At 67.4% G+C, this 25,091-nt stretch carries 18 protein-coding genes and 1 riboswitch; of the genes, 3 read left to right on the forward strand and 15 right to left on the reverse strand.

Features of this window, described 5'->3' with window-relative positions; translation table 11 throughout:
* Positions 1 to 54: 54 nt before the first annotated feature.
* From ACLSSQ_RS00560 to ACLSSQ_RS00610, 11 genes are all read right to left on the reverse strand, one after another.
* Positions 55 to 660 carry a TetR/AcrR family transcriptional regulator gene (locus ACLSSQ_RS00560; protein ID WP_130459659.1) on the reverse strand — a complete coding sequence of 202 codons (606 nt, stop codon included), beginning with the start codon at positions 658 to 660 and terminating at the stop codon, positions 55 to 57.
* A 163-nt stretch (positions 661 to 823) separates the two neighbouring features.
* The gene (gene argC, locus ACLSSQ_RS00565) at positions 824 to 1,783 is read right to left on the reverse strand and encodes an N-acetyl-gamma-glutamyl-phosphate reductase (protein ID WP_014235890.1); all 960 of its coding nucleotides are present in this window, start codon (positions 1,781 to 1,783) and stop codon (positions 824 to 826) included.
* A gap of 106 nt (positions 1,784 to 1,889) precedes the next feature.
* On the reverse strand, positions 1,890 to 3,254 hold the full coding sequence (locus ACLSSQ_RS00570) for a ferric reductase-like transmembrane domain-containing protein (protein ID WP_416243489.1): 1,365 nt from the start codon (positions 3,252 to 3,254) through the stop codon (positions 1,890 to 1,892).
* A gap of 160 nt (positions 3,255 to 3,414) precedes the next feature.
* On the reverse strand, positions 3,415 to 4,152 hold the full coding sequence (phbB, locus tag ACLSSQ_RS00575) for an acetoacetyl-CoA reductase (protein ID WP_014235888.1): 738 nt from the start codon (positions 4,150 to 4,152) through the stop codon (positions 3,415 to 3,417).
* 285 nt (positions 4,153 to 4,437) lie between these two features.
* A complete protein-coding gene (gene metH, locus ACLSSQ_RS00580) occupies positions 4,438 to 8,118 on the reverse strand; it encodes a methionine synthase (protein WP_416243490.1) in 3,681 nt (1,226 codons plus the stop codon).
* 87 nt (positions 8,119 to 8,205) lie between these two features.
* Positions 8,206 to 8,287, reverse strand: a riboswitch (S-adenosyl-L-homocysteine riboswitch).
* 80 nt (positions 8,288 to 8,367) lie between these two features.
* Positions 8,368 to 8,853: an outer membrane protein assembly factor BamE domain-containing protein gene (gene bamE, locus ACLSSQ_RS00585; protein ID WP_416243491.1), complete on the reverse strand. Its 486-nt coding sequence runs from the start codon at positions 8,851 to 8,853 to the stop codon at positions 8,368 to 8,370.
* Complete coding sequence (locus ACLSSQ_RS00590) at positions 8,850 to 10,013, reverse strand: response regulator (protein ID WP_416243492.1); 1,164 nt, start codon at positions 10,011 to 10,013, stop codon at positions 8,850 to 8,852. Before ACLSSQ_RS00590 ends, bamE begins: the two co-directional genes overlap by 4 nt.
* A gap of 11 nt (positions 10,014 to 10,024) precedes the next feature.
* Positions 10,025 to 13,939, reverse strand: a complete 3,915-nt coding sequence (locus ACLSSQ_RS00595) for a response regulator (protein ID WP_416243493.1) — start codon at positions 13,937 to 13,939, stop codon at positions 10,025 to 10,027.
* A 54-nt stretch (positions 13,940 to 13,993) separates the two neighbouring features.
* Entirely contained in the window at positions 13,994 to 15,187 is a 1,194-nt protein-coding gene (locus ACLSSQ_RS00600; RefSeq protein WP_416243494.1) for a multidrug effflux MFS transporter, read from the reverse strand.
* A 67-nt stretch (positions 15,188 to 15,254) separates the two neighbouring features.
* On the reverse strand, positions 15,255 to 16,763 hold the full coding sequence (locus ACLSSQ_RS00605) for a YifB family Mg chelatase-like AAA ATPase (RefSeq protein ID WP_205229579.1): 1,509 nt from the start codon (positions 16,761 to 16,763) through the stop codon (positions 15,255 to 15,257).
* Between the two features lie 84 nt (positions 16,764 to 16,847).
* Complete coding sequence (locus tag ACLSSQ_RS00610; protein WP_130459667.1) at positions 16,848 to 17,084, reverse strand: accessory factor UbiK family protein; 237 nt, start codon at positions 17,082 to 17,084, stop codon at positions 16,848 to 16,850.
* Positions 17,085 to 17,401: 317 nt separating this feature from the next.
* On the opposite strand from ACLSSQ_RS00610, the gene ACLSSQ_RS00615 reads away from it, so the two are divergent.
* The 3 genes from ACLSSQ_RS00615 to amt are packed head-to-tail and all read left to right on the forward strand — an operon-like array spanning position 17,402 to position 20,000.
* The gene (locus ACLSSQ_RS00615; protein WP_416243495.1) at positions 17,402 to 18,187 is read left to right on the forward strand and encodes a TorF family putative porin; all 786 of its coding nucleotides are present in this window, start codon (positions 17,402 to 17,404) and stop codon (positions 18,185 to 18,187) included.
* Positions 18,188 to 18,247: 60 nt separating this feature from the next.
* Positions 18,248 to 18,586, forward strand: a complete 339-nt coding sequence (gene glnK, locus ACLSSQ_RS00620; RefSeq protein ID WP_014235874.1) for a P-II family nitrogen regulator — start codon at positions 18,248 to 18,250, stop codon at positions 18,584 to 18,586.
* A gap of 13 nt (positions 18,587 to 18,599) precedes the next feature.
* Complete coding sequence (gene amt, locus ACLSSQ_RS00625; RefSeq protein ID WP_014235873.1) at positions 18,600 to 20,000, forward strand: ammonium transporter; 1,401 nt, start codon at positions 18,600 to 18,602, stop codon at positions 19,998 to 20,000.
* 229 nt (positions 20,001 to 20,229) lie between these two features.
* Here the strand turns inward: amt and purU are convergent, their stop codons facing one another.
* From purU to ACLSSQ_RS00645, 4 genes are all read right to left on the reverse strand, one after another.
* Positions 20,230 to 21,090, reverse strand: coding sequence for a formyltetrahydrofolate deformylase (purU, locus tag ACLSSQ_RS00630; protein ID WP_014235872.1), 861 nt, complete (start codon positions 21,088 to 21,090; stop codon positions 20,230 to 20,232).
* A 7-nt stretch (positions 21,091 to 21,097) separates the two neighbouring features.
* On the reverse strand, positions 21,098 to 21,706 hold the full coding sequence (gene thrH / locus ACLSSQ_RS00635) for a bifunctional phosphoserine phosphatase/homoserine phosphotransferase ThrH (RefSeq protein ID WP_014235871.1): 609 nt from the start codon (positions 21,704 to 21,706) through the stop codon (positions 21,098 to 21,100).
* Positions 21,707 to 21,805: 99 nt separating this feature from the next.
* Positions 21,806 to 24,232: an EAL domain-containing protein gene (locus tag ACLSSQ_RS00640; protein WP_287874643.1), complete on the reverse strand. Its 2,427-nt coding sequence runs from the start codon at positions 24,230 to 24,232 to the stop codon at positions 21,806 to 21,808.
* Positions 24,233 to 24,239: 7 nt separating this feature from the next.
* Positions 24,240 to 25,076 (reverse strand): phosphate/phosphite/phosphonate ABC transporter substrate-binding protein, encoded by an 837-nt coding sequence (locus ACLSSQ_RS00645; RefSeq protein WP_416243496.1) that lies wholly within the window; start codon positions 25,074 to 25,076, stop codon positions 24,240 to 24,242.
* Positions 25,077 to 25,091 lie beyond the last annotated feature (15 nt).

Genomic DNA, 25,091 nt, shown 5'->3' on the forward strand with positions numbered 1-25,091 from the left:
CGGCCGAAACGGCGTACGGCTCCGGCGTGGCGCTGGTAGGTTATGGCGGGCTCCTCAGTCGGCGGCGGGCTTGAGTCCGGCGGTAAAAAGATGGCCGTTGAAATCGGCCAGGCGGGCGAGAAATTCGCCATCCATGGGCCGTTCCATCTGCTCCTCGAAAATGTCCTTGAGCAGCATGGGCGTCATGGCCAGGCTGACGAAGGCCAGGCGCAGGATGTCCGGGTCCGTGCCGGCATCCACCTGGCCACTGGCCTTGAGCCCCTCCACCCGCCGGGAGCCCCGGTTGCGGCCCCGTTCCAGCAGCTGCTGGATGAAGCGACGGCCGGGGCCCTGGTTGAGCGCCAGGACCTTGAGGATCAGCTTGGGAAACTGGGGCTGGCCGGCCATGGTGTCGTAGTACAGCCGGAGCAGACTGCCGAAGCCGTCCACTGCGTCGAACAGGGGGCCATCCAGCACCTCCAGCAAGGGGGCCAGGCTTTCCCGGATCATCTCTTCGTAAAGCCCTTCCTTGCTGCCGAAGTAGTAGCGGATCATGGAAACGTTGGCGCCTGCCTGTTCGGCGATCTGACGGGTAGTGACGCGGTGGTAGTCATCGGCGAGGAAGCGCTCCAGGGCGGCGCTGATAAGGCGTTGGCGTACTGGGAGGCGGTCTTGGTCCATGCTGGCGCTCGGTCGAAGTGATGAGCCAAGACTAGCACCGAGGCTGCCCGATTCCGGAGCGCTTTCGTCAATCAAATTGGATCACTTGATTGAGCTGGGCATAAAAGAAAAGGCCGGCCCGGATTGCCCGGGCCGGCCTTTTCGTTGGTGCGATGGGCGGTGCTTAAACGGCCAGGCCGGTTGCCTCGTCCACGCCCAGCATCAGGTTCATGCACTGGATGGCAGCACCGGAGGCGCCCTTGCCCAGGTTGTCGAAGCGGGAGGCCACCAGGATCTGCTCGCCGTGGCCGAAGACGAAAATCTCGGCCCGGTTGGTGTCGTTGCAGGCGGTGGCTGGCAGGAAGCCGTTGTCCAGCACCGGGGCGGCATCCAGGGGCATCACCTTCACGAACACTTCGCCGGCGTAGTACTCGCTGTAGAAGGCCTGCAGGTCGGCCGGGGTGACCTTCTTGCCGAGCATCCGGGGCAGCAGGGGCACCGCCACCACCATGCCCTGGGCGAAGTTGCCGACGATGGGGGTGAACAGGGGCTGATGCGCCAGGCCGGTCTGCATCTGCATTTCCGGCAGGTGCTTGTGGGTGAGGCCGAGGGCGTAGAAGCGCGGGCTCTTCATGGCGTCCGGCAGGCTGGCGGGCTCTTCGTAGCTGGCGATCATTTCCTTGCCGCCGCCGCTGTAGCCGGTGATGGAGTAGGTGCTGACCGGGTAGTCCTTGGGCACGATGCCGCCGGCCACCAGGGGGGCCATCAGCATGATGAAGCCGCTGGCGTGGCAGCCGGGCACGGCCACCTTCTGGGCTTTGGCGACGCGCTCGCGCTGGCCGCCGTTGAGTTCGGGCAGACCGTACACCCAGTCCGGGTTGGTGCGGTGGGCGGTGGAGGCGTCGAGGAAGCGGGTCCTGGTGTTGCCCGGGGCCAGCAGGGCCACGGATTCCCGGGAGGCGGCATCGGGCAGGCAGAGGAAGACCACGTCGGCGCTGTTGATGTACTCGGCCTTGACCGCCGGGTCCTTGCGCTTGTCCTCGGGGATGGTGAGGATTTCGATTTCCGGGCGGATGGAGAGCCGCTCGTCGATCTTGAGACCGGTGGTGCCGTGGCGGCCGTCGATGAATACCTTGAAAGTCATGGCGAATTCCGTGTGCGTGCGCAGTGTGCTGAGGATCAAACCGCTATTGTAGGCGGGCTGGAAGGCTTTTTGATGACCAATTCCCTTCCGCCCGCCCCTCGGGGCCTCAGCGCATTTGGAACAGTTCCTGGTGGAAGCGTTCCGCCGCCATGCCCTGGGCCTGGAAATCCTGCCGCAGGGCCTGGCCGAAGGCGGGCGGGCCGCAGAACCACAGGCTGGCCTGGCGCCAGTCGGGCACGGCCTGGCGGATGCGTTCCCCATCCAGCAGGCCGTCCCGGGGGCTCACCAGCAGGTGCAGATGCACCCCCGCGGCGGCGGCATCGGCCCGCAGTTTGGCGATGGCGGCCTCCGAGTATTCCGCCGTGGGGTGGAACAGGTGGATGCTCTGCTGCCCGGGCCGGGCGGCCAGCTGCTTCATGCGGGCGATGAAGGGGGTGATGCCGATACCGGCACCGATCCATATCTGCAGGGGTTGCCGGTCGTTGAAGTCGAAGCAGCCGTAGGGGCCTTCGACGACCACGCCGGCGCCCACCTTGAGCTTTTCCCGGAGGCGGCTGGTGTGGTCGCCCAGGGCCTTGGTGATGAAGACGATGCGCCGGTTCTCCGGCTCCCAGGCCGAGGTGATGGTGTAGGGATGGGCGCCCTCCCCCTGGTCCGAGGTGGCGAAGGCGAACTGGCCGGCGGTGTGGCCGGCCCAGCCGGGCTCCAGCTGGATCGCCGTTTCCAGCACCTGCAGTTCCGGGTAGTAGGTGAGGTTTTCGATGCGTCCCGCAACCTTGCGCCCGGCGCCGACCCGGCGGGACAGCACCAGCCAGGCCGCCACCGTGCCGCCGAGCAGCAGCAGGGCCAGGGCCCAGCCCACCGGCTGGCTCCAGTATTCGGCCTTGAACAGGATCAGGGCGTGGTACACCAGCAGCAGGTAGAGGGCTGCCAGCCATTTGTGGGTCTGCACGAAGCGGTGGTAGGGGAAGCGCTTGACCAGGGCCAGCACCAGCAGCACCACGGCGGCGTAGAAGGCCCATTCGCCGATGTTCTCCGCCAGGCCCCGCTGGCTGCGCAGCCATTCGGCCAGGGTGTCCGCGCCCATGCCGGGGCCGCCAGGGCCGCCGGGACCACCCGGGCCGGCGCCCTTGCGCGCCGGCTTGACCAGCCAGCCCCAGCCCACCATCCACTTGGTGCCCTGGGCCCACCACCAGTGGATGAGGCCCAGCACCAGGGTGCTGATGCCCAGCCATTTGTGCAGGCGGTACATCTTGTCCAGGCCGTTGAGGCGGGGCTCCAGCCATTTGGGCCGGGCCGCCAGGATCATGGCCAGGCTCATGGCGCCCATGAGCAGGAGGCCGGTGTACTGGACGAAGACGCCGCGGAAGGAAAAATAGGTGAAGGGGGCAGGCAGCAGGCTGTCGGCCAGCAGCCAGAGGGCGGACAGGCCCAGGAACAGGCCCCACAGGGTGAGCTTGATGTTTTTCATGACGATCTCGAGCGGCTTTGTTTCTTTATATGAAACCACCATGAGCCGGGGGCGTCCATGCCGTATCCGGTAAATTCAGGTAACAACTTATTGCCGGGCGAAAAAAAGCCGGCCCGCCCCCGGAGGGACGGGCCGGCCTTAGGCTGCAACGATGCCGGCCTTAGCCCATGTGCAGGCCGCCGTTCACCGAGAAGTCGGCGCCGGTGGCGTAGCCGCCCTCGTCGGAAGCCAGCCAGGCCACCATGGAGGCGATCTCGGAGGGCTCGCCCAGGCGCTTCACCGGCACCGTGGCGACGATCTTTTCCAGCACCTCGGGGCGGATGGCGCGGACCATGTCGGTGCCGATGTAGCCGGGGCTGACGGTGTTAACCGTGACGCCCTTGCCCGCCACCTCCTGGGCCAGGGCCATGGTGAAGCCGTGAATGCCGGCCTTGGCGGTGGAGTAGTTCACCTGGCCGAACTGGCCCTTCTGGCCGTTCACCGAGGAGATGTTGATGATGCGGCCGAAATTGGCCTCGATCATGTCCTCGATGACCTGCTTGGTGACGTTGAAAAGGCTGTCCAGGTTGGTGGACAGCACCGCGTCCCAGTCGGCCTTGCTCATCTTGCGGAACTGGCCGTCCTTGGTGATGCCGGCGTTGTTCACCAGCACCGCCACCGGGCCGTGCTCGGCCTTGACCTTGGCGAAGGCCTCCACCGTGGAATCCCAGTCGCCCACGTTGCCGGCGCTGGCGTAGAAGGTGTAGCCCAGGGCTTTCTGTTCCTCCAGCCACTGCTTGTAGTCCCGGGTGGGGCCGCAGCCGGCGACGACCTTGAAACCGTCCTTGTGCAGGCGCTGGCAGATGGCGGTGCCGATGCCGCCCATTCCCCCCGTGACGTATGCCAGTTTTTGATTCATTGGAACCTCCTCGTTATTTTTGGTTGGAGTCCGGGAGGCTTGTTAAAGGAATGTGCGCTGCCCCCGGCAATCTGGCCCGGCGGCACCCCATGGGGAGACGCCATGGCGATTTCATTATGGCACCAAGAAAATGCCCGTGGTCTGGCGGTGCAGCAAAAGCAGAACGGCCCGCCGGGAAGGGCGGGCCGTTCTGAGAAGAGGTGGCCTGGAAGGCAGGAAAGACGGGCTTTCCGGCCATGCCATGCCGGAGATGGCCGTCTCTCCTGCCCCCGGGGGCAGGTGCCGTTACAGGTTGGGCGCCAGCCAGCGCTTGGCCTGCTCCACGGTGAAGCCGGCCCGGCCGGCCCAGTCTTCCAGCTGGTCCTGGCCGATCTTCTGGATGGCGAAGTACTGGGCCTGGGGGTGGGCCAGGAAGAAGCCGGAAACGGCCGCCGCCGGCGTCATGGCGTAGCTCTCGGTGAGGCCCATGCCGATGTTGGCTTCCGGCTGCAGCAGCTGGAACAGGCCGCCCTTGGCGGTGTGGTCGGGACAGGCCGGGTAGCCGGGGGCCGGGCGGATGCCGCGGTACTCTTCCTTGATCAGCTGCTCGTTGGAGAGCTGCTCGTCGGCGGCATAACCCCAGTCCTCCTTGCGCACCTTCTGGTGCAGCCACTCGGCGCAGGCTTCGGCCAGGCGGTCGGCCAGGGACTTGAGCATGATGGACTTGTAGTCGTCGTGGGCCGCCTCGAATTCCGCCAGCTTCTGCTCGATGCCCAGGCCGGCGGTGACGGCGAAGGCGCCGGCATAGTCGGCGACGCCGCTTTCCTTGGGCGCCACGTAGTCGGAGAGGCACAGGTTGGCCTTGTCCTCGGGCCGCTTGTGCTGCTGGCGGATGCCGTGCCAGGTCAGCACCGGCGCGCTGCGCTGCTCGTCGGCGTAGAAGACGATGTCGTCGCCGACGGCATTGGCCGGCCACAGGCCGAAGACGGCACCGGCCCGGAGCCACTTCTCCTCGATGATCTGCTTGAGCATGGCCTGGGCGTCGGCATAGACGCCGCGGGCGGTCTCGCCCACCACCGCATCGTCGAGGATGGCGGGGAAGCGGCCGGCCAGGTCCCAGGTCTGGAAGAAGGGGCCCCAGTCGATATACTCGGCCAGGGTGGCCAGGTCGATGTCCTGCAGCACCTGCAGGCCCAGCTTCTGCGGCACCGTCGGCACCAGGGTGGCATCCCAGGGCAGGCGGTTGGCCCGGGCATCGGCCAGGGTGACCATGGCGCTGCCCTTCTTGCCGGCGTGCTGCTGGCGGATGTTGGCGTAGTCGGCGGCCACCTCGGCGGCGTAGCTTTCCCGTTGGCCTTCCGAGAGCAGGCTGGTGACCACGCCCACGGCCCGGGAGGCATCCGGCACATAGACCACCGGCGCCTGGTAGTTGGGGGCGATCTTGATGGCGGTGTGGGCCCGGCTGGTGGTGGCGCCGCCGATGAGCAGGGGCACGTTGAAGCCCTGGCGCTGCATTTCGGAAGCGACGTGGCTCATCTCTTCAAGAGACGGGGTGATGAGACCGGAGAGGCCAATGGCCTGGGCGCCGTGTTCCTTGGCGGCGTGCAGGATTTTCTCGGTGGGCACCATCACCCCCAGGTCCACCACGTCGTAGCCGTTGCAGCCCAGCACCACGCCGACGATGTTCTTGCCGATGTCGTGCACGTCGCCCTTGACCGTAGCGATGACGATCTTGCCCTTGGAGGAGGCGCCGGTGCGGGCCTTCTCTTCCTCGATGTAGGGAATGAGGTGGGCCACGGCCTGCTTCATCACCCGGGCGGACTTCACCACCTGGGGCAGGAACATCTTGCCGGCGCCGAAGAGGTCGCCCACGGTGTTCATGCCGTTCATCAGGGGGCCTTCGATGACGGCCAGGGGCGGCTTGCCGGCGGCAGCCAGGGCGGCCCGCACTTCCTCGGTGTCGGCCACCACGAATTCGGTGATGCCCTTGACCAGGGCGTGTTCCAGGCGCTTTTCCACCGGCAGGGTGCGCCAGGTGAGGTCCGGCCCCGTGTCCTTGGCCTTGCCTTCCTTCACGGTCTGGGCGAATTCCACCAATGCTTCGCCCGCACCCGGATGACGGTTGAGCACCACGTCTTCCACCTTCTGCCGCAGTTCCGGTTCCAGGTCGTCGTACACGCCGAGCATGCCGGCATTGACGATGCCCATGGTCATGCCGGCCTGGATGGCGTGGTAGAGGAAGACGGTGTGGATGGCTTCCCGCACCGGGTCGTTGCCGCGGAAGGAGAAGGAGACGTTGGAGACGCCGCCGGAAATCTGGGCGTGGGGCAGGTTTTCACGAATCCAGCGGGTGGCGTTGATGAAGTCCACAGCGTAGTTGTCGTGCTCCTCGATACCCGTGGCGATGGCGAAGATGTTGGGGTCGAAGATGATGTCCTGGGCCGGGAAGCCGATGCTCACCAGCAGGTCGTAGGCCCGCTTGCAGATCTCGGTCTTGCGCGCGTAGGTGTCGGCCTGGCCCTTCTCGTCGAAGGCCATGACGATGACGGCGGCGCCGTAGCGGCGGGCCAGCTTGGCCTGCTCCAGGAACTTGGCCTCCCCTTCCTTCATGGAAATGGAGTTCACGATGCCCTTGCCCTGGATGCACTTGAGGCCGGTCTCGATCACCTCCCACTTGGAGGAGTCGAGCATGATGGGCACCCGGGAAATATCCGGTTCCGAGGCGATCAGCTTGAGGAACTTCTCCATGGCGGCCACGGAATCCAGCATGGCCTCGTCCATGTTGATGTCGATGACCTGGGCGCCGTTTTCCACCTGCTGCCGGGCCACGGCCAGGGCGTCGTCGTAGCGCCCTTCCAGGATCATGCGGGCGAAGGCCTTGGAGCCGGTGACGTTGGTGCGCTCGCCCACGTTCACATAGAGGCTGTCGGGGCCGACGTTGAAGGGTTCCAGGCCGGAAAGGCGCAGCTGGGGCTCGATCGCCGGAATGGCCCGGGGGGCGATGCCGGCCACCATCTTGGCGATGGCGGCGATGTGGTCCGGCGAGGTGCCGCAGCAGCCGCCGACGATGTTCACGAAGCCGTGCCTGGCCCAGTCGGCGATTTCCTCGGCCAGCTGCTCCGGGGTCTCGTCGTAGCCGCCGAAGGCGTTGGGCAGGCCGGCGTTGGGGTGGGCGGAGACGAAGCAGTCGCACACCCGTGACAGCTCCTCCACGTACTGGCGCAGTTCCTTGGCGCCGAGGGCACAGTTGAGGCCGAAGGAGAGGGGCTTGATGTGGTTCAGCGAGTTCCAGAAGGCTTCGGCGGTCTGGCCCGAGAGGGTGCGGCCGGAGGCGTCGGTGATGGTGCCGGAGATCATCACCGGCCAGCGGCGGCCCACCTTGTCGAAGAAGGTCTCGATGGCGAACAGGGCGGCCTTGGCATTCAGCGTGTCGAACACCGTCTCCACCAGCAGGATGTCGGCACCGCCGTCGGTGAGGCCGCGGATGGCTTCCAGGTAGTTTTCCACCAGCTCGTCGAAGGTGACGTTGCGGTAGCCGGGATCGTTCACGTCCGGGGAGATGGAGGCGGTGCGGCTGGTGGGGCCGAGCACCCCGGCGACGAAGCGGGGCTTGGCCGGGTTCTTTGCCGTGAATTCGTCGCACACTTCCCGGGCCAGCTTGGCGCCGGCCACGTTCAGTTCGTAGACGATGGCTTCCAGCTTGTAGTCGGCCTGGGACACCTTGGTGGCGTTGAAGGTGTTGGTTTCCAGGATGTCGGCGCCGGCCGCCAGGTATTCGGCGTGGATGCCGCGGATGACCTCGGGGCGGGTCAGCAGCAGCAGGTCGTTGTTGCCCTTCAGGTCGTGGGCGTGGTCGGCGAAGCGGGTCCCGCGGTAGTCCTTCTCGGTCAGCCCGTGGCGCTGGATCATGGTGCCCATGGCGCCGTCCAGGATCAGGAGGCGCTGCTGGAGAAGGGCGGAGAGTTCGGAGCTGCGGTCGGGCTGCATGGATTACCTCGGCGTTTCAGTATTCACCGGCCGGGCGCCGCCACTTTGCATGCTGGAAAAGCAAACGGCGCCACAAACCATTTCGGGGGTTTGCGAGCGCCGTTGATCGTTGCCGAGCCTGGCCCGGCATCCGGAAAAAACCGGTCGGGTCGCAGCGCTCCTCGGCAGGGTCGCAAGTTTACTTTTTGCGGCCCCCGCTGCCAAGCAAAACTTGATAAAAAACAGGGGGCTCCGTGCCGATCGGCGACTTCAGGCCTTCGCTTCCACCCGCCGGGAGGTGCCGCTGACCCGGCCGTCCGCACCGAAGTGCACGTGGAAGTGGGTTTCGTCGCTGGCGGGGATGCCGGCGATGCGCCAGTCCCACACGGTTTCCGGCTTCAGGGGAAAGTGGTTGATGCTGCCCGGCCGGCCCAGGATGCGCCGCACCTGCTCCTGGCTCATGCCCTTTTCGATGCGGGCGAAGTTGGCCTCGGTCAGCACCTGTTCCACCGAGCGCAGGATGCGGTCGGGGCCCAGGGTGATCATGTAGGTGTCCACCCCGGCCGGGCCCCGGGGATATTCCCAGGTCAGGCTGCCGTCCTCGTTGTGCCATTCCATGGCGGGGGTGCCGAAGCGGTCCCGCACTTCCAGGTCGGTGGAGGTGCCGGGTTTCAGGTCCTGCAGGGCCAGGTAGTCGCAGCCCGCCAGGGAGAGGCCCAAAAGCAGGGCCAGGACGGCCAGGGGACGGACCTTCACGGGGCGGCCTCGGTGAATTGCAGGCGCACCCGCTCCGCCTCCAGCTGGGCGTCGCCTTCGGTGTCGGCGAAGGTGGCGGCGATGCTGCGGAAATCCTCGGCCACCTGGAGGAAGGCGTCCACCATGTCCGGATCGAAGTGCTTGCCGCGCCCTTCGCTGATGATCTGCACCGCCTGCTCATGGGGGAAGGGAGGCTTGTACACCCGGCGGCTGATGAGGGCGTCGTAGACGTCGGCCACCGCCATGAGCCTGGCCGCCACCGGAATCTCGTCGCCCCGCAGGCCCAGGGGGTAGCCGCTGCCGTCCCATTTCTCCTGGTGCGCATAGGCGATGTCCCGGGCGAAGCGGAGGAAGGTGTTGGGCGAGTTGAGCCGCACTTCGGCGTGGAGGATGGCGTCCCGGCCCAGGGTGGTGTGGGTCTTCATGATCTCGAACTCTTCCGGGGTCAGCTTGCCCGGCTTGAGCAGGATGCGGTCGGGAATGCCCACCTTGCCGATGTCGTGCAGGGGCGCGGACTTGTACAGCAGCTCGATGTTGGCGTCGCTGAGGAAGGCGGCGAAGCGGGGGTGGCCCTGCAGCTGCCGGGCCAGGATGCGCACGTAGTTCTGGGTGCGGCGGATGTGGTTGCCGGTTTCGTTGTCCCGGGTTTCCGCCAGGGAGGCCATGGCCATGATGGTCACGTCCTGGATCATGGAGACCTCCTGGGTGCGGCGCTGCACCTCGCTCTCCAGGTAGGCGTTCTGGTCCTTGAGGAAATCCTTGGCGGCCTTCAGGGTGAGGTGGGTGTGCACCCGGGCGAGGAGGATGGGCGGGCTCACCGGCTTGGTGATGTAGTCCACCGCGCCCAGTTCGAAGCCCTGGCGCTCGTCCTCGATCTGGCTGCGGGCGGTGAGGAAGATGAAGGGAATGTCCCGGGTGGCCGGGTCCGCCCGCAGGCGCCGGGCCACTTCCAGGCCGTCCATGTCCGGCATCATGATGTCGAGCAGGATCAGGTTCGGCGGCGGCGTGCCGGCGGCCACCCGCAGGGCCCGCTCGCCGTTGTTGGCCACCTTGATGGCGTAGCGGTCCTGCAGCAGCTCGGCCATCAGGGTCAGGTTGTCCGGGGTGTCGTCCACCACCAGGATCACGGGCCGGGTCGTGAAGTCCAGATTGAGGCTCATGGCATCCCTCCCTAGAGATGGGCCCGGGCGATGTTGAGGGCCCGGTCGTAATCATAATCGGCAATGGCCTTTTCCAGACCCGTCAGGTCCGCCGGCGGCAGCAGCCCGGCCAGGAGGGCGCGGCTTTCCCGGAACAGCTGGCCGGCGTGGATTTCGCTGGCTTCCAGCTGTTCCGCCAGCTCGGCCAGCAGCTGGCGGGCCCGGTGGCGCTGATCTGCATCCAGGGGGGCAGCCTGGGTCGGCGCCGGGCCGCCCTCTTCCGCCAGGGCGGCGGCGATGGCCCCGGTGACGGCCGCCAGCTCTTCCGCCAGGCGTTGCCGCAGGGACTCCAGTTTCTGCCCCTGGCCGTCGTTGCGGCGCAGGGCCTGGTCCAGGGCCGTGGCCTTCTGCTGCAGCACTTCGGCGCCGATGTTGCCGGCGACGCCCTTGAGGGTGTGGGCCAGGTGTTCGGCTGCCGTGATGTCGCCGTCGGCCAGGGCCTGGCGGATGTGCTCCCCCGTGCCGGTCTGGGTGTCCACGAAGCGCAGCAGCAGGCGCCGGTAGAGGGCCTGGTTGCCGGCCATGCGGGCCAGGCCCTGGGTCGTGTTCACGCCGGGGATGGGGGGCAGCGCATCCGTCCCATCCTTGGCGGGGGCTGGCGCCGGTGCCGAGGCGCCCGGCCGTTCCTCGTACCAGCGGGCCAGGGTGGCGGCCAGGGCGGTGGGGTCGATGGGCTTGGCCAGATGGTCGTTCATGCCGATGGCCAGGCAGCGCTCCCGCTCCTCCGGCATGGCGTGGGCGGTCATGGCCAGGATCGGCAGGTGGGCGAAGCGCTGCTGGCAGCGCAGCCGCTCGGTGGCATCGTAGCCGTCCAGGTGGGGCATCTGCAGGTCCATCAGGACCAGGTCGAAGCTGTCGTCCGGGGAGCGTTCCAGCAGTTCCACCGCCTGCAGGCCGTCGCCGGCCACCGTCACCTGGGCCCCCATGGATTGCAGCAGTTCCACGGCGATCTGCTGGTTGATCTCGTTGTCTTCGGCCAGCAGGATGCGCATGCCGTCGATGCGGGTCTGGGGGGCGGCGATGTGCAGGGGCGTGGCCGGGGCGTTGTCCGTGTCCACCAGGCTGACCAGGACGTCGAACAGGGTGGAGGCGCTCACCGGCTTCACCAGGATGCCGCAGATGCCCAGGTTTTCCGTCTGGCGCCGCAGTTCCTCCTGGTCGTAGGCCGTCACCATCACCACCCGGGGCCATTGGGCCTGGGGCAGGGCCTGCTGCAGCTTGTGCAGGGTGCTGACGCCGTCCAGGTCGGGCATCTGCCAGTCGAGGAACAGCACCCGGTAGGGGTCGGCGCCGCCCTGCATCTCGGTCAGCTGGGCCAGGGCCTCGGCGCCGGAGGCCACTAGGTCGGGGCGCAGGTCCAGGTGGCGCAGGGCTTCGCCGAGGATTTCCCGGGCGGCGCCGTTGTCGTCCGCCACCAGCACCCGCAGGCCGGCCAGGGAGGCAGGCAGGGTGCGGGGCCGGGCCAGTTCCTCGGCGCGGCCGAACCAGGCGGTGAAGCAGAAGGTGCTGCCCTTCCCCAGGGTCGAGTCGGCCCAGATGGTGCCGCCCATCATTTCCACCAGGCGGCGGGAGATGGAAAGGCCGAGGCCGGTGCCGCCGTACTTGCGGGTGGTGGAGCCGTCGGCCTGGGTGAAGGCCTGGAACAGGTGCAGCAGCTGCTCCCGGCTCATGCCGATGCCCGTATCCTCGATCCAGAACTGCAGCTTGACCCGGTCTCCGGCCTGGTCCACCGGCCGGGCGGTGAGGGTGATCTGGCCCCGCTCGGTGAATTTGATGGCGTTGGAGACCAGGTTGGTGAGGATCTGGTTCAGGCGCAGGGGGTCCCCCACCAGGCCGGCCGGGGTGCCCGCATTGACGTTGAAAAGCAGCTCCAGGCCCTTTTCGTTGGCCTTCAGCCCGAGCAGGCCGGAGACGTTGTCGAGCACGTCCTCCAGGCTGAAAGGCACGTTTTCCAGGGACAGCTTGCCGGCCTCGATCTTGGAGAAGTCCAGGATGTCGTTGATGATGCCCAGCAGGGAGATGGCGGCGTTGTGGATCTTGCCCACGTAGTCCCGCTGTTTCGGCGTCAGCTCGGTCTTCATGGCCAGGTGGGCCATGCCGATGATGGCGTTCATGGGGGTGCGGATTTCGTGGCTCATGTTGGCCAGGAACAGGGACTTGGCCTCCGTCGCCTCCTCGGCCGTGGCCCGGGCCCGGCGCAGCGCCTCCTCCATCAGCTTGCGCTCGGAGATGTCCACCACCACGCCCACCATGCCGCCGGGTGTGCCGTCCTCCCGGCTGAAGCCGTTGGCCCAGTAGAGGGTGTCGTGGCGCAGGCCGTCGGCGAAGGGCAGCTGCAGTTCCCGGTGCATCATGATGCCGTCCCGGATGATGGCTTCGGACACCGCCTGCAGTTCCACCTTCTCCGCTTCGGAGAGGAACGGCAGCTCCCGTACCGTCTTGCCGACGATCTGGTCGCGGCTGATGCCGAAGGTGTCTTCGTAGGCCCGGTTGCAGCCGAGGAAGTGGCCTTCCGCATCCTTGAAGAAGACCGGGTTGGGCATGCTGTCCATGATGGCCTGCAGCAGCACCAGCTGCCGCGACGATTCCTCCCGGGCGTCGGCCAGTTCCCGGGTGCGCTGCTCGACCCGTTCCTCCAGGCGCAGGGTGGCGTCCTGCAGGGTTTCCCGCATGTGCTCCTGGGCCGCGGCGAGACGGTCGATCTCGCGCCAGCCGGTGCGCCGGTACTGGCGCGGCGAGAAATCCAGGGCGCCGATGCGTTCGCTGTCCCCAGCCAGGATGTCCAGGGGTACGGCGACGCGGCGCGCCAGGCGGGCCGCCATCACCACCCCCAGGCCCAGGGCCAGCACCGCCAATACCGCCAGCAGCAGCACGTCCCGCAGGGCGCCGGGAATGAAGTCCCACAGGGGCGCCTGGGCCACCAGCCAGAGTTGCTGGTCCTGCAGCCGGTGGGGCTGGACGCTGGTGATCCATTGTTCCCTGCCCAGGGTGGCGAAGAAGGCGCCGCGGCCGTTCTGCTCCCAGTGTTCCACCGCCAGGCGCAGGGATTCCACCGGGGACTTGGCCGCCGGCTGCAGCAGGGCCTGGCGCACCTGGTCGTCGCTGCTGTAGCCCGGGTGGCGCGGCAGGGCCAGCAGCAGGCCGTCGTTGGTGAGGACGGCGGCGTGGCCGTGGTCGCCGACGCTGAGGCTGCCGGTGAAGCGGGAAAGGTCGGCCAGCAGCACGTCGAAGGCGATCACATAGGTCTCGCCGCCGCGGCGCCAGCGGGTGGACAGGGTGATGCCGGGCTGCTGGGCGGTGAAGAAGGTGTAGGGCTGGGTCCAGTGCAGGTCATCGTCCCGCTCCAGGGCCAGGGCGCCGCGATGCCAGGGGCGCTGGCGCGGATCGTAGTCCTTGACGACCCGTTCGTCGGAAAGCAGGGTGCGTTCGTCCTGCCACGCCATCCAGCGCACTTCCTTGCCGTGCCGCTGCACGTCGGTGATGCGGTTGTTCCAGGCGCCGTCGGGACGTTGCAGCAGGAGGATTTCCCGGCCCTGGTTGTCGGCGAAGATGACCGAGGAAATGACCGGGGAATTGCGCAGCATGGGCATGAAGCGCTGGTTGAAAGCGCGCACGTCGTCCAGGTCCAGTTCGCCGTTTTCGCCCCAGGTGCGGGCGATGCGGGCCACGTACTCGACCTGCCCCACCTTCTGGGAGATGCGGCTCTGCATGGCTTCGACGGCACCCCGCATCTCCCGGGCGGCCAGGTCGTGCACCGTGGGCCGGATGATGAGGCCGTAGAGGCCGAAGGAAAAAAGGGCGATGGAAACGAAGACCAGGGCCGCCACCCGGATCAGCAGGCTGCGGCGAATGGTGGATTCGTTCTGTCTGGACGGGGCTGCACCCATGATTGGAACCGACCGTGAAGGAGTTCCAGTATAGCGGCGGCCCCCGGGAAAATGTCAGGTGGCTGGCGTCCGGTGGGGCAGGCCCAGGTGCAGCAGGGTACAGGCCAGGCCCAGGGCCAGCAGCAGGGTCGAGCCCAGGGCCAGGTGGCGGGTGGTGTCCCACAGCAGGGGCGCCAGCAGGGCCGCCGCCACGGTGTTCATGCCGGCCTGCAGGAAGGTCTGGCAGGAGGCGGCCAGGCCCCGTTGCCGGGGGAACAGGTCCAGGGCCATCAGGGTCAGGCAGGGCATGGTCATGGCCATGCCGACGTTGTACACCAGCAGATGGACCACGCTCCAGGGAATGCCCGGCGGCAGGCCGAAGCTGACCGCCAGGTTGATGGCGGCGCCCAGGCCCATCAGGACGTAGCCGGCCAGGGCCGTGGCCCGGGGCGTGATGCGCCCGGCCAGGTGGCCGGAGATCCAGGAACCGCCCATGAGGCCGGCCATGGCCGGGCCGAAGAGCCAGTAGAACTCGGTTTCCGAACGGCCCAGATGCTGCATGAGGAACACCGGGGCCGACATGACATAGATGAAGAAGCCGAGGAAGTTGAAGGAGATGGCCAGGGAGGCGCTGAGGAAGCCCGGGGAGGTGAGCACGGCCCGGTAGGCGCCCATCAGGTAGCCCGGATGCAGGGGCTGGCGGGTTTCCGGGGCCAGGGTCTCGGGCAGCCAGCGCCAGCAGGCGGCCAGCAGCAGGGCCGTGGCCAGGACCAGGAACAGGAAGATGGAGCGCCAGCCGAAGGCCACGTGCAGCCAGCCGCCGATGATGGGGGCGATGGCCGGTGCCAGGGCGAACATGATGGCCACGTGGGCCATCAGGCGCTGGGCCTCGGCCCCCTGGAAGACGTCCCGCACCACGGCGCGGCCCACCACGATGCCGGCGCCGGCGGTCATGCCCTGCAGGGCACGGAAGAACCACAGCTGCTCGATGCTGGTGGCCAGGGTGCAGCCGACGGAGGCCAGGCCGAACAGCGCCAGGGCCCACAGGATCACCCGGCGGCGCCCGAGGGCGTCGGAGAGGGCCCCGTGCCACAGGGTCATGATGGCGAAGGGCAGCAGGTAGGCGGTGAGGGTCTGCTGCACCTGCAGTGGGGTGGCCCCCAGGCTCTGGCCCATTTCCGGGAAGGCCGGCAGGTAGGTGTCGATGGAAAAGGGGCCGAGGGCCGACAGGGTGGCCAGGAGGACGGCGAGGAGGCGGTAGGAAATCAAGGGCGGCTCAATGGAATCAAGGGGGCGGGTCCGGCCGGCGCCGGGGCATGCCCTTCAGGCAAGGCAATCAGCCGGGAGTTTCGTTGCGGCGGTAATGCAGGGCTTCGGCCACCTGGGCGGCGCCGATCTGCGGCGCTGCGGCCAGGTCGGCGATGCTGCGGGCCACCCGCAGGACCCGGTGGTAGGCCCGGGGCGACAGGTCGAGGCGGCGCACCGCCTGTTGCAGCAGGGCGGCCCCGTCGGCGTCCGGCCGGCAATGGTACTCCAGTTCGCTGCCCTCGAGCCGGGCGTTGCAGACGCCCTGGCGCTGCAACTGCCGCTCCCGGGCCAGGACCACCCGCTGCCGCACCTGGGCCGAACTTTCCCCGTCCGGGGCGGCCTGCAGTTCCTCGGCGCCCAGGTCGGGCACTTCCAGCAGCAGATCGATGCGGTCCAGCAGGGGGCCGGAGAGGCGCCCCCGGTAGCGGGCCACCTGGTCCGGGGTGCAGCGGCAGAGCCGCCGGGGATGGCCCCGATAGCCGCAGGGACAGGGATTCATGGCGGCCACCAGCTGGAAGCGGGCAGGAAAATCGGCCCGGGAAGCGGCCCGGGAAACATGGATGTGGCCGCTTTCCAGGGGTTCGCGCAGGGCCTCCAGGACCCGGCGGTCGAACTCGGGCAGTTCGTCGAGGAATAGCACGCCGTGGTGGGCCAGGGAAATCTCCCCGGGCCGGGGCTGGGCCCCGCCGCCGACCAGGGCGATGGCCGAGGAGGTGTGGTGGGGGCTGCGCATGACGCGGCGGGAGAAGGCCTCGGGGCGGAACTGGCGCCCCAGGGAGAGGATGGCGGCCGATTCCAGGGCTTCCGCCTCGCTCATGGGCGGCAGCAGGCCGGGCAGGCGCGCCGCCAGCATGGACTTGCCGGTGCCGGGCGGGCCGCTGAAAAGGAGCGAATGGCCGCCGGCGGCGGCGATCTCCAGGGCCCGCTTGGCCTGGGCCTGGCCTTTGACGTCGCGCAGGTCCGGGTAGGCGTCCGGCGCCGGGGGCGGCGGTTCCGGCTGTTCCGCCAGCAGTTCCTGGCCGTGCAGGTGGGCGCACACCGCCAGCAGGCTGGCAGCGGGGAGGATGGAGGTGTCGGGATGGGCGCGGCGGACCCAGGCAGCCTCGGCGCCGTCGGCCAGGGGCAGGACGAAGGCCCGTGCCGCCCGGGCGGCGGCCAGGGCCATGGGCAGGACGCCGCGCACGGGACGCAATTCGCCGGACAGGGACAGTTCGCCGACGAATTCATACTGGTCCAGCCGGGCGGCGGGAATCTGGCCGGAGGCGGCCAGCAGGCCGAGGGCGATGGCCAGGTCGTAGCGGCCCGATTCCTTGGGCAGGTCGGCCGGGGCCAGGTTCACCGTGACCCGCTTGGCCGGGAACTCGAAGCCGCTGGTGATGAGGGCGGCCCGCACCCGGTCCCGGGCCTCCTTCACCTCCGCTTCCGGCAGGCCCACCAGGGTGAAGCCCGGCAGGCCGTTGGCCAGGTGCACCTCCACGGCCACCGGCGGCGCTTCCATGCCTGCCAGGGCGCGGCTATGGACGAGGGCGAGGGGCATGGTGGGGGCCGGGGTCAGGAGCGGGGTGGGTGGTGTCCGGGCAGTGTAGGTGGGATGATGACGTTTGACTAGAGGCGGCGGCGCTCAGCGGCCCTGTTGTTCCAGGGCGGCGATGCGGGCTTCCAGGTCTTTCAGCTTGTCCCGGGTGCGGGCCAGTACCTGGGCCTGGACGTCAAACTCTTCCCGGGTGACCAGGTCCAGTTTGCTGAAGAAGGCGCCGAGCATGGCCTTCACGTTCTTTTCGATGTCGGCGGCCGGGGAGGCGGCCAGGAGGCTGGCCAGGCGGCCGGAAAATTCTTCAAACACTTTGGGATCGAGCATGGCGAGCACTCCGCAACAGGTTCAGTCGGGCCGGCACGGCGGCGGCAAAGGGGGCGCGGATGTTCCGATCCGCTTGCGGGGGCGAGTTTAGCATGGGCCGATAGCGCCATTTGATGGCGTGCGGCGGCTTTCCCATGGGGTGGCACTGCTTTGGTGCAACTCCCCGTCATGGTGCGCCAGCCCGGTGCGCCTCCTGCGGAAGAGGGCTAGGGGTGCTCCCTATTTTGTTGATTTATCTTAAAAATAAAGTTGGCACGGCATGTGCTAACGGTCTGTGCAAGCTTTTATTTTCATCGAACGAAACAGGAGTCCAAATTATGCGCAAGACGCTCATCGCCACCGCCGTTCTGGCTGCCCTGGCCGCCTCTTCCACCGTCATGGCCGAAGAAGCCGCTCCCGCTGAACACACCTTCACCGCCAACGTGACCCTGGCTTCCGAGTACATCTACCGCGGTATCGGCCAGACCAACCGCAAGCCCGCCCTGCAAGGCGGCTTCGACTACTCCCACGCCAGCGGCCTGTATGCCGGCGTCTGGGGTTCCAACGTGTCCTGGCTGAGCGACGGCCGCAGCGATGTCAGCTCCTCCCTGGAGATCGACCTCTACGGCGGCTACAAGAACACCTTCGCCGGCGGCGACTGGAACTACGACGTGGGCGTGCTGCGCTACAACTACCCGGGCACCTACCCGGACGGCTACACCAAGGCCGACACCACCGAACTGTACGGCGCCATCGGCTGGAAGTGGCTGACCCTGAAGTACTCCCACGTGGTCTCCAGCCACATCTTCGGCTTCACCGGTTCCAACGGCACCGACAACACCCGCGGTTCCGGCTACCTGGAACTGAATGCCGCCTACGACCTGGGCGACGGCTGGGGCGTGCTGGGCCACGTCGGTCACCAGAAGATCAAGAACAACGACGACGCCTCCTACACCGACTACAAGGTCGGCGTGACCAAGGATGTGGGCTTCGGCACCGTCGGCCTGTCCTACTGGACCACCAACGCCAAGGCCTGCGGCGACAGCACCCCGGTGTACTGCAACGCCTTCAACAAGGATCTGGGCGAAGGCCGTGCCCTGCTGTCCTTCACCAAGACTTTCTAACTTCCATCTTCCCTAGGCATCCCGGGGACCCGATCCCCGGGGCCATTTCAGGAGAAAGCTATGAAACTGGTAACCGCCATCATCAAGCCGTTCAAGCTTGACGAAGTGCGTGAAGCCCTTTCCGCCATCGGCGTGCAGGGCATCACCGTCACCGAGGTCAAGGGGTTCGGTCGGCAAAAGGGGCACACCGAGCTGTATCGCGGTGCCGAGTACGTTGTGGATTTCCTGCCCAAGGTGAAGATCGAGGCTGCCGTGAAGAACGAGCTGCTCGATCAGGTCATCGAAGCCATCGAGAAGTCTGCCAGCACCGGCAAGATCGGTGACGGCAAGATCTTCGTCTTCGACGTCGAACAAGTCATCCGCATCCGCACCGGTGAGACCGGTGAAGATGCTCTGTAAGAGGGAGAACACAATGAAACGCTTTCTTGCTGTTCTGGCCCTGTTCGGCGTCGTCGGCCTGTCCGCCGCGCCGGCCTTTGCCGATGACAAGCCCGAGGCTCCGGTAGCTGCCGCCACCGAGGCCGCTCCCGCCGCCGCCCCTGCCGCTCCTGCGGCGGAAGCCCCGGCTGCCCCCGCCGCCGAGCCCAAGCTGGATACCGGCGACACCGCCTGGATGCTCACCTCCACCATGCTCGTCATCCTTATGACGATCCCCGGCCTGGCTCTGTTCTACGGCGGCCTAGCCCGCTCCAAGAACATGCTCTCGGTGCTGATGCAGATTTTCGTCATCTTCTCCCTGATCACCGTGCTGTGGTGCATCTACGGCTACAGCCTGGCGTTCTCTGGTGAAGGCAAGTTCTTCGGCGATCTGAGCAAGGCCTTCCTCAAGGGTATCGCTCCCGACACCCTGTCCGGCGTCCTGCCCACCATCCCGGAATACGTCTTCCTAATTTTCCAATCCACCTTCGCCGCCATCACCACGGCCCTGATCGTCGGCTCCTACGCCGAGCGCATCAAGTTCTCCGCTGTGGTGCTGTTCTCCGTGCTGTGGTTCACCTTTAGCTACGTGCCCATGGCCCACATCGTCTGGGGCGGCGGCCTGCTGGGCGCCGACGGCGCCCTGGACTTTGCCGGCGGTACCGTGGTGCACATCAACGCCGGTGTGGCCGGTCTGGTAGGCGCATACGTGCTGGGTAAGCGCATCGGCTTCGGCAAGGAATCCCTGGCGCCCCATTCCCTGACCCTGACCATGGTCGGCGCTTCCCTGCTGTGGGTGGGCTGGTTCGGCTTTAATGCCGGCTCCGCCGGCGCCGCCAACGGCATCGCCGGCCTGGCCTTCGTCAATACCGTAGTCGCCACGGGTGCCGCCACCCTCTCCTGGATCCTCGGCGAGGCGCTGTTCAAGGGCAAGCCCTCCATGCTGGGTGCCGTTTCCGGTGCCGTCGCCGGCCTGGTGGCAGTGACCCCGGCAGCCGGCTTCGTCGGTCCCATGGGCTCCATCATCCTCGGCCTCATCGCCGGCCTGGTCTGCCTGTGGGGCGTCAGCGGCCTGAAGCGCCTGCTGGGTGCGGACGACGCCTTCGACGTGTTCGGTGTCCATGGCGTGGGCGGCATCATCGGTGCCATCCTCACCGGTGTCTTCGCCGACCAGAGCCTGGGCGGCACCGGCGGCCTGACCCCGGACACCTTCAGTATGGGCGCCCAGGTGGTCATCCAGATCAAGAGCGTGCTTTTCACCGTGGTGTGGTCCGGCGTGGTCTCGCTGGTGGCCTACAAGTTGGTGGACATGTTCGTCGGCCTGCGGGTCTCCGAAGAGGAAGAACGGGAAGGCCTGGATGTGGCCTCCCACGGCGAAAGCGCCTACCACCTGTAAGACGCGGAATCTTCCGCCTCCATGCAACGGGCACCTGCGGGTGCCCGTTGTTTTTGGTGCCGGGATGTTTTCATGCATGCCTGGAAAAGCGCATGGATGCTGTGTTTGCGTCATGCCACGGCTGTCGTCCAAGAAGCATGCGCCTTTCCGGCCATCTGCCTGCAGCGGCCCCGGCGGCAAAGAAAAAGGGCGCCGCGGCGCCCTTTTCATGTCCGGGAACGACCCCGGTTCAGCGGAACACCACCGTCTTGTTGCCGTGCACCAGCACCCGGTCTTCCAGGTGGTAGCGCAGGCCCCGGGCCAGCACGGTTTTTTCGATGTCCTTGCCGTAGCGCACCATGTCCTCCACCGAGTCGGAGTGATCGATGCGGATCACGTCCTGGTCGATGATGGGGCCCTGGTCCAGGTCGGCGGTGACGTAGTGGCAGGTGGCGCCGATCAGCTTGACGCCCCGTTCATAGGCCTGGTGGTAGGGCTTGGCGCCGACGAAGCTGGGCAGGAAGCTGTGGTGGATGTTGAGGATCTGCCCCGGATAGGCGGCGCACAGCTCGGGCGAGAGGATCTGCATGTAGCGGGCCAGCACCATGGTGTCGCCCTTCACTTCCTCGTACAGGCGCTGGATTTCGGCGTAGGCGGCAGCCTTGTTGTCCGCCGTCACCGGGATGTGGTGGAAGGGGATGCCGTGCCACTCGACGAAACCGCGGAAGGTGTCGTGGTTGGAGATGATGCAGGGAATCTCGATGTCCAGTTCCTTGGACTGCCAGCGGGAGAGCAGGTCGTAGAGGCAGTGCTCCTGCTTGGAAACCAGCACCACCACGCGCTTTTTCACGGCGCTGTCGCTGATCTTCCACTCCATGCCCAGTTCCTCGGCGACGGGGCGGAAGCGCTCCCGCAGCTCGGCCAGGTGGAAGGGCAGGGAGTCGGCCCGCACCTCGATGCGCATGAAGTAGCGGCCCGCCGTGTCGTCGGCGTGGAGGGCGGTTTCGAGAATCCAGCCCTGGTGGGCGGCGAAGAAACCGGAAACCTTGGCGACGATGCCCACCCGGTCGGGGCAGGAGGCGGTCAGGGTGTAGTAGCGCTGGCGATGCATGATGGCCTTAGATGCGTTCGCTGGCCTTGAGGATCTCGCCCTTGAGGGCTTCGTAATCCTTCACCACCGGGAACTGAGGGAACTCGCGGATGACGTTTTCCGGCGGGCAGAAGAGGATGCCGGCATGGGCTTCGCCGAGCATGGTGGTGTCGTTGTAGGAGTCGCCGGAGGCGATCACCTTGAAGTTCAGTTCCTTGAAGCGCTTCACCGCTTCCTGCTTCTGGTTGGGCATGCGCAGGTGGTAGTTCACCAGGAAGCCCTGGGCGTCCGCTTCCAGCTTGTGGCAGAACAGGGTGGGGAAGCCCAGCTGCTGCATCAGGGGCATGGCGAATTCGTAGAAGGTGTCGGAGAGGATCACCACCTGGAAGCGGGGGCGCAGCCACTCGACGAATTCCTTGGCGCCGGGCAGGGGGCCCATTTCGGCGATGACCTTCTGGATGTCCGGCAGGCCCAGGCCGTGCTGCTTGAGGATGCCCAGGCGGTACTGCATCAGCACGTCGTAGTTCGGCTCTTCCCGGGTGGTGCGGCGCAGCTCGGGGATACCCGTGCGTTCGGCGAATTCGATCCAGATTTCGGGAACGAGCACACCTTCGAGGTCAAGACAAACGATCTGCACGGAAAACTCCTTGGCTGAGGACGCAAAAGCCAGGATTTTAGCAGAAGGGGCACCGTTCCGACGCCCCGCCGACCGGCCGTGGATGACGGGCCGGAGCGCTCAGGCAGCGGCCGGCGGGGCCGCCGGGTCCGGCAGTTCGGGGCGGGGCCGGGAGAGGTGGTAGCCCTGGGCCAGGTCCACCCCCAGTTCGCCCAGCAGCAGGTAGGTGGCCCGGTCCTCGACGAACTCGGCCACCGTCTTCTTGCCCAGGCCCCGGGCCACTTCGATGATGGCCCGAACGAATACCTGGTCCTCACGGCTTTGCACCAGGTTGCGGATGAACATGCCGTCGATCTTGATGACGTCGGCGTCCAGGTGCTTGAGGTAGGCGAAGGAGGAAAAGCCGACGCCGAAATCGTCCAGGCAGACCGAGCCGCCCATGCTGCGGATGTGGCTGATGAAGCGCTGGGTGTCGGCCATGTTGGAGAGGGCGGCCGTTTCCGTCAGCTCCACCAGCAGGCGCTGGGGCGCCACCCGGTGGGTTTCCAGCAGGCCGGTGATGTAGTCGGGCAGACCCGGGTCGTCGAAGGAGCGGCCCGAGATGTTGATGGCCAGGCCCGGCAGGTCGGTGCGCCGGGCCAGGGTGCGGATGCCGGCGGCCAGCACCCAGCGGTCGATGTCCAGGATGCGGCCGTTGCGTTCCGCCGCCGGGATGAATTCGCCCGGCATCAGGTACTGGCCCGGGTGTTCCGGGTCCTTCATGCGCAGCAGCACTTCCAGGTGGGAGAGCACCGGGGTGCCGGTGGTGTAGATGCCCTGGAAGTGCAGCTCGAACAGGTCCTGCTCCAGGGCCGCCTGGATGCGCTCGGCCCAGGACAGCTGGGCCAGCATGTAGGCGGACTGCCCCAGTTCCTCGCGGAAGACGCGCCAGCCGTTCTTGCCGGCGTGCTTGGCGGCGTACATGGCGATGTCGGCCCGGGCCACCCACTCCTCGGGCCGCCGGGCGTGCTCCGGCAGCAGGGCGATGCCCAGGCTGGAGGTGAGGCGCACCTTGGTGCCCTCGAACTCGAAGCCCAGGGCGGCGACGGCGCTGATGATGCGCTGGGCCAGGGTCTGGGCCGCCGCCAGGTCGGCGCCCGGGGCCACCACGGCGAATTCGTCGCCGCCGAGGCGGGCGAACATCTCGTTGCCCCGCAGCAGCTGCCCCACCTCGCCGGCGATGCGCAGCAGCACCGCGTCCCCGGCCCGGTGGCCGAAGCTGTCGTTCACCGTCTTGAATTCGTCCAGGTCGAAATACAGCAGGGCCGCCCGCACCGAGGTATCCCGCTCGAGCTGCACCGCCAGCCGCTGCAGCTCGCCCTCGAAGCGGCTGCGGTTGTAGAGGCCGGTGAGGGGGTCCCGCTCGGCCATGAACAGCAGCCGGTCGGCGGTCTGCCGCTCATGGGTGATGTCCTCGAAAATCCACAGCCGGCTCTCCCCTTCCTCGGTCTGTCCGGAGGCGGCCGGCACCGCCACGCTGGTCTGGGTCAGCAGGCGTTCGTCGGACTGGCGCAGCTCCCATTGCAGGCCGTCGTCGAGGAACAGGTGTTCCCGCTGGTAGGGGTCCGGCAGGCGCTGGGGGTCGCTGGCGATGCGCTGCACCAGGTCGCCCAGAGTCATGCCCGCCGGGGTGTCGTCCTCCTCCAGGCGCCACAGCTGGCGGAAGGCCGGGTTGGCATAGACCACCCGCCCCTCGGGGGAGACGAACAGCAGACCCAGGCGCATGGAGGACAGCAGGGCGTGCAGGCGGGCCTGTTCGGCGGAAAGGGTGGCGGCCAGCTGGCGCTGTTCCCGTTCCGAGGCCAGCAGCTCCCCCACCCGGGCGGCCAGGGCGCCGCCCATCTGGTTGAAGGCCCGGGTCAGGGCGCCGACGTCGTCGTCGGCACTGTCGGGCAGGGTCTGGAAGGTGGCGCCCCGGGCCAGGCGGCGGCTGGCCTGGGTCAGGCGGTTCAGGTGGCGGGTCAGCCAGAGACCGATGGAGGCCAGCACCAGGGCCGATAGCAGGAGCCCGCTGATGGCGATGAGCATGGTCTGGCGCTGCAGTTCGTCCCGGGCCTGGCGCAGGAAGCCGAGGTCGAGGCCGTATTGCAGCTCGCCAAACTGGCGGCCGCCGATGCTCATGGGAATGCGCAGGTCGAAATTCTGCAGCCCGTTCCCGTCCAGCAGGCGGGCCGGATTGTCGGTGGCCGGCAGGGGCCGGCGGCGGTCCCAGTTGGCGGTGGCGATGATCTGGCCGTCGTTGTCGAACATGACCAGGTAGTCGATGCTGTTGATGGCCTGGGTCGCCTGCAGGATGTCGCTGACGGCGGCGTAGTCCCGCTGGGCCATGGCCGGTGCCAGGGCGGCGTCGAGCAGCAGGGTGGTTTCCTTGCGCCGCAGGTCGAACTGCTCCAGCAGGTGGGCCTCGGTCAGGCGCAGGCCGTTCCACAGCACGGCGCCGATGATGACCGCCTCCACCAGGATGGTGGACACGATCAGCTTGCCCCGCAGCGTATGCAGCCAGCCCATGCCCATCCTATTTCTTCAGCAGCCGGCGGGTTTCCGGCAGCACCTTGTCCATCAGCCGGGCATCGGCCGGGGTCGGCTCCCGGTAGCCGCCGTGGGTGCTGATGTCGAAAAAGACCTTGCCCTCCGGCGTCTGCTCGAAGGCGTTGAGGACTTCCTTGATGCGCTGGCGCTCGGCCGGCGGCAGCCGGTTGTGGGCCATCAGGGCCAGGCCCGGGGCGGACGGGCATTCGCCGGCGATGCGGGTGGCTTCCCGCAGGTCGGCCGGGGCCTGGGCCACGGTGGAATGGGAGACGATGGCGGCCCGGGCCTTGCCGCTGACCACGCTTTGCAGGGCGCTGCTCTGGGTGACGTTTTCCACCACGCGGAAATCCCGTTCCGCCACCAGGCCCTTTTCCGCCAGCCAGTTGAGGCCGAGCATGGGCACCATGGCGCTGCGCTCGTGGATGGCCACGGTCTGGCCCCGCAGCTGCTCCAGGGAGGCCAGGGGCTGCTCCCGGGGCACCATCAGGTAGCAGCGGATGTCGTTGCGATGACGCAGCAGGGGGATGTAGCCGTAATCCACTTCCGCCAGCCGAGCGTAGTGGGGGGCGATCAGCAGCAGGTCGTACTCGCCGGCGAAGGCGCGGCTGGTGAAGGTGTCGAAATCGGGGGCGGTCTGCAGGCTCACCGGCCGCCCCAGGCGTTGCTCCAGGTAGGCGGCGAGGGGCGAATAGGTGGTGATGAGGATGCGGGTGCTGAGATAGGGCAGGACCCCGAACAGCAGGGGGCGGGCTTCCTGGGCCTGCAGCAGGGTGGCGGGCAGGAGCAGCAGGAGTAGCGACCAGTGTCGCAGCAGATGTCCCATGCCCCTCCTTCCCCT

This window comes from Azospira sp. APE16, from assembly GCF_047901315.1.
GTDB classification, from domain to species: domain Bacteria; phylum Pseudomonadota; class Gammaproteobacteria; order Burkholderiales; family Rhodocyclaceae; genus Azospira; species Azospira oryzae.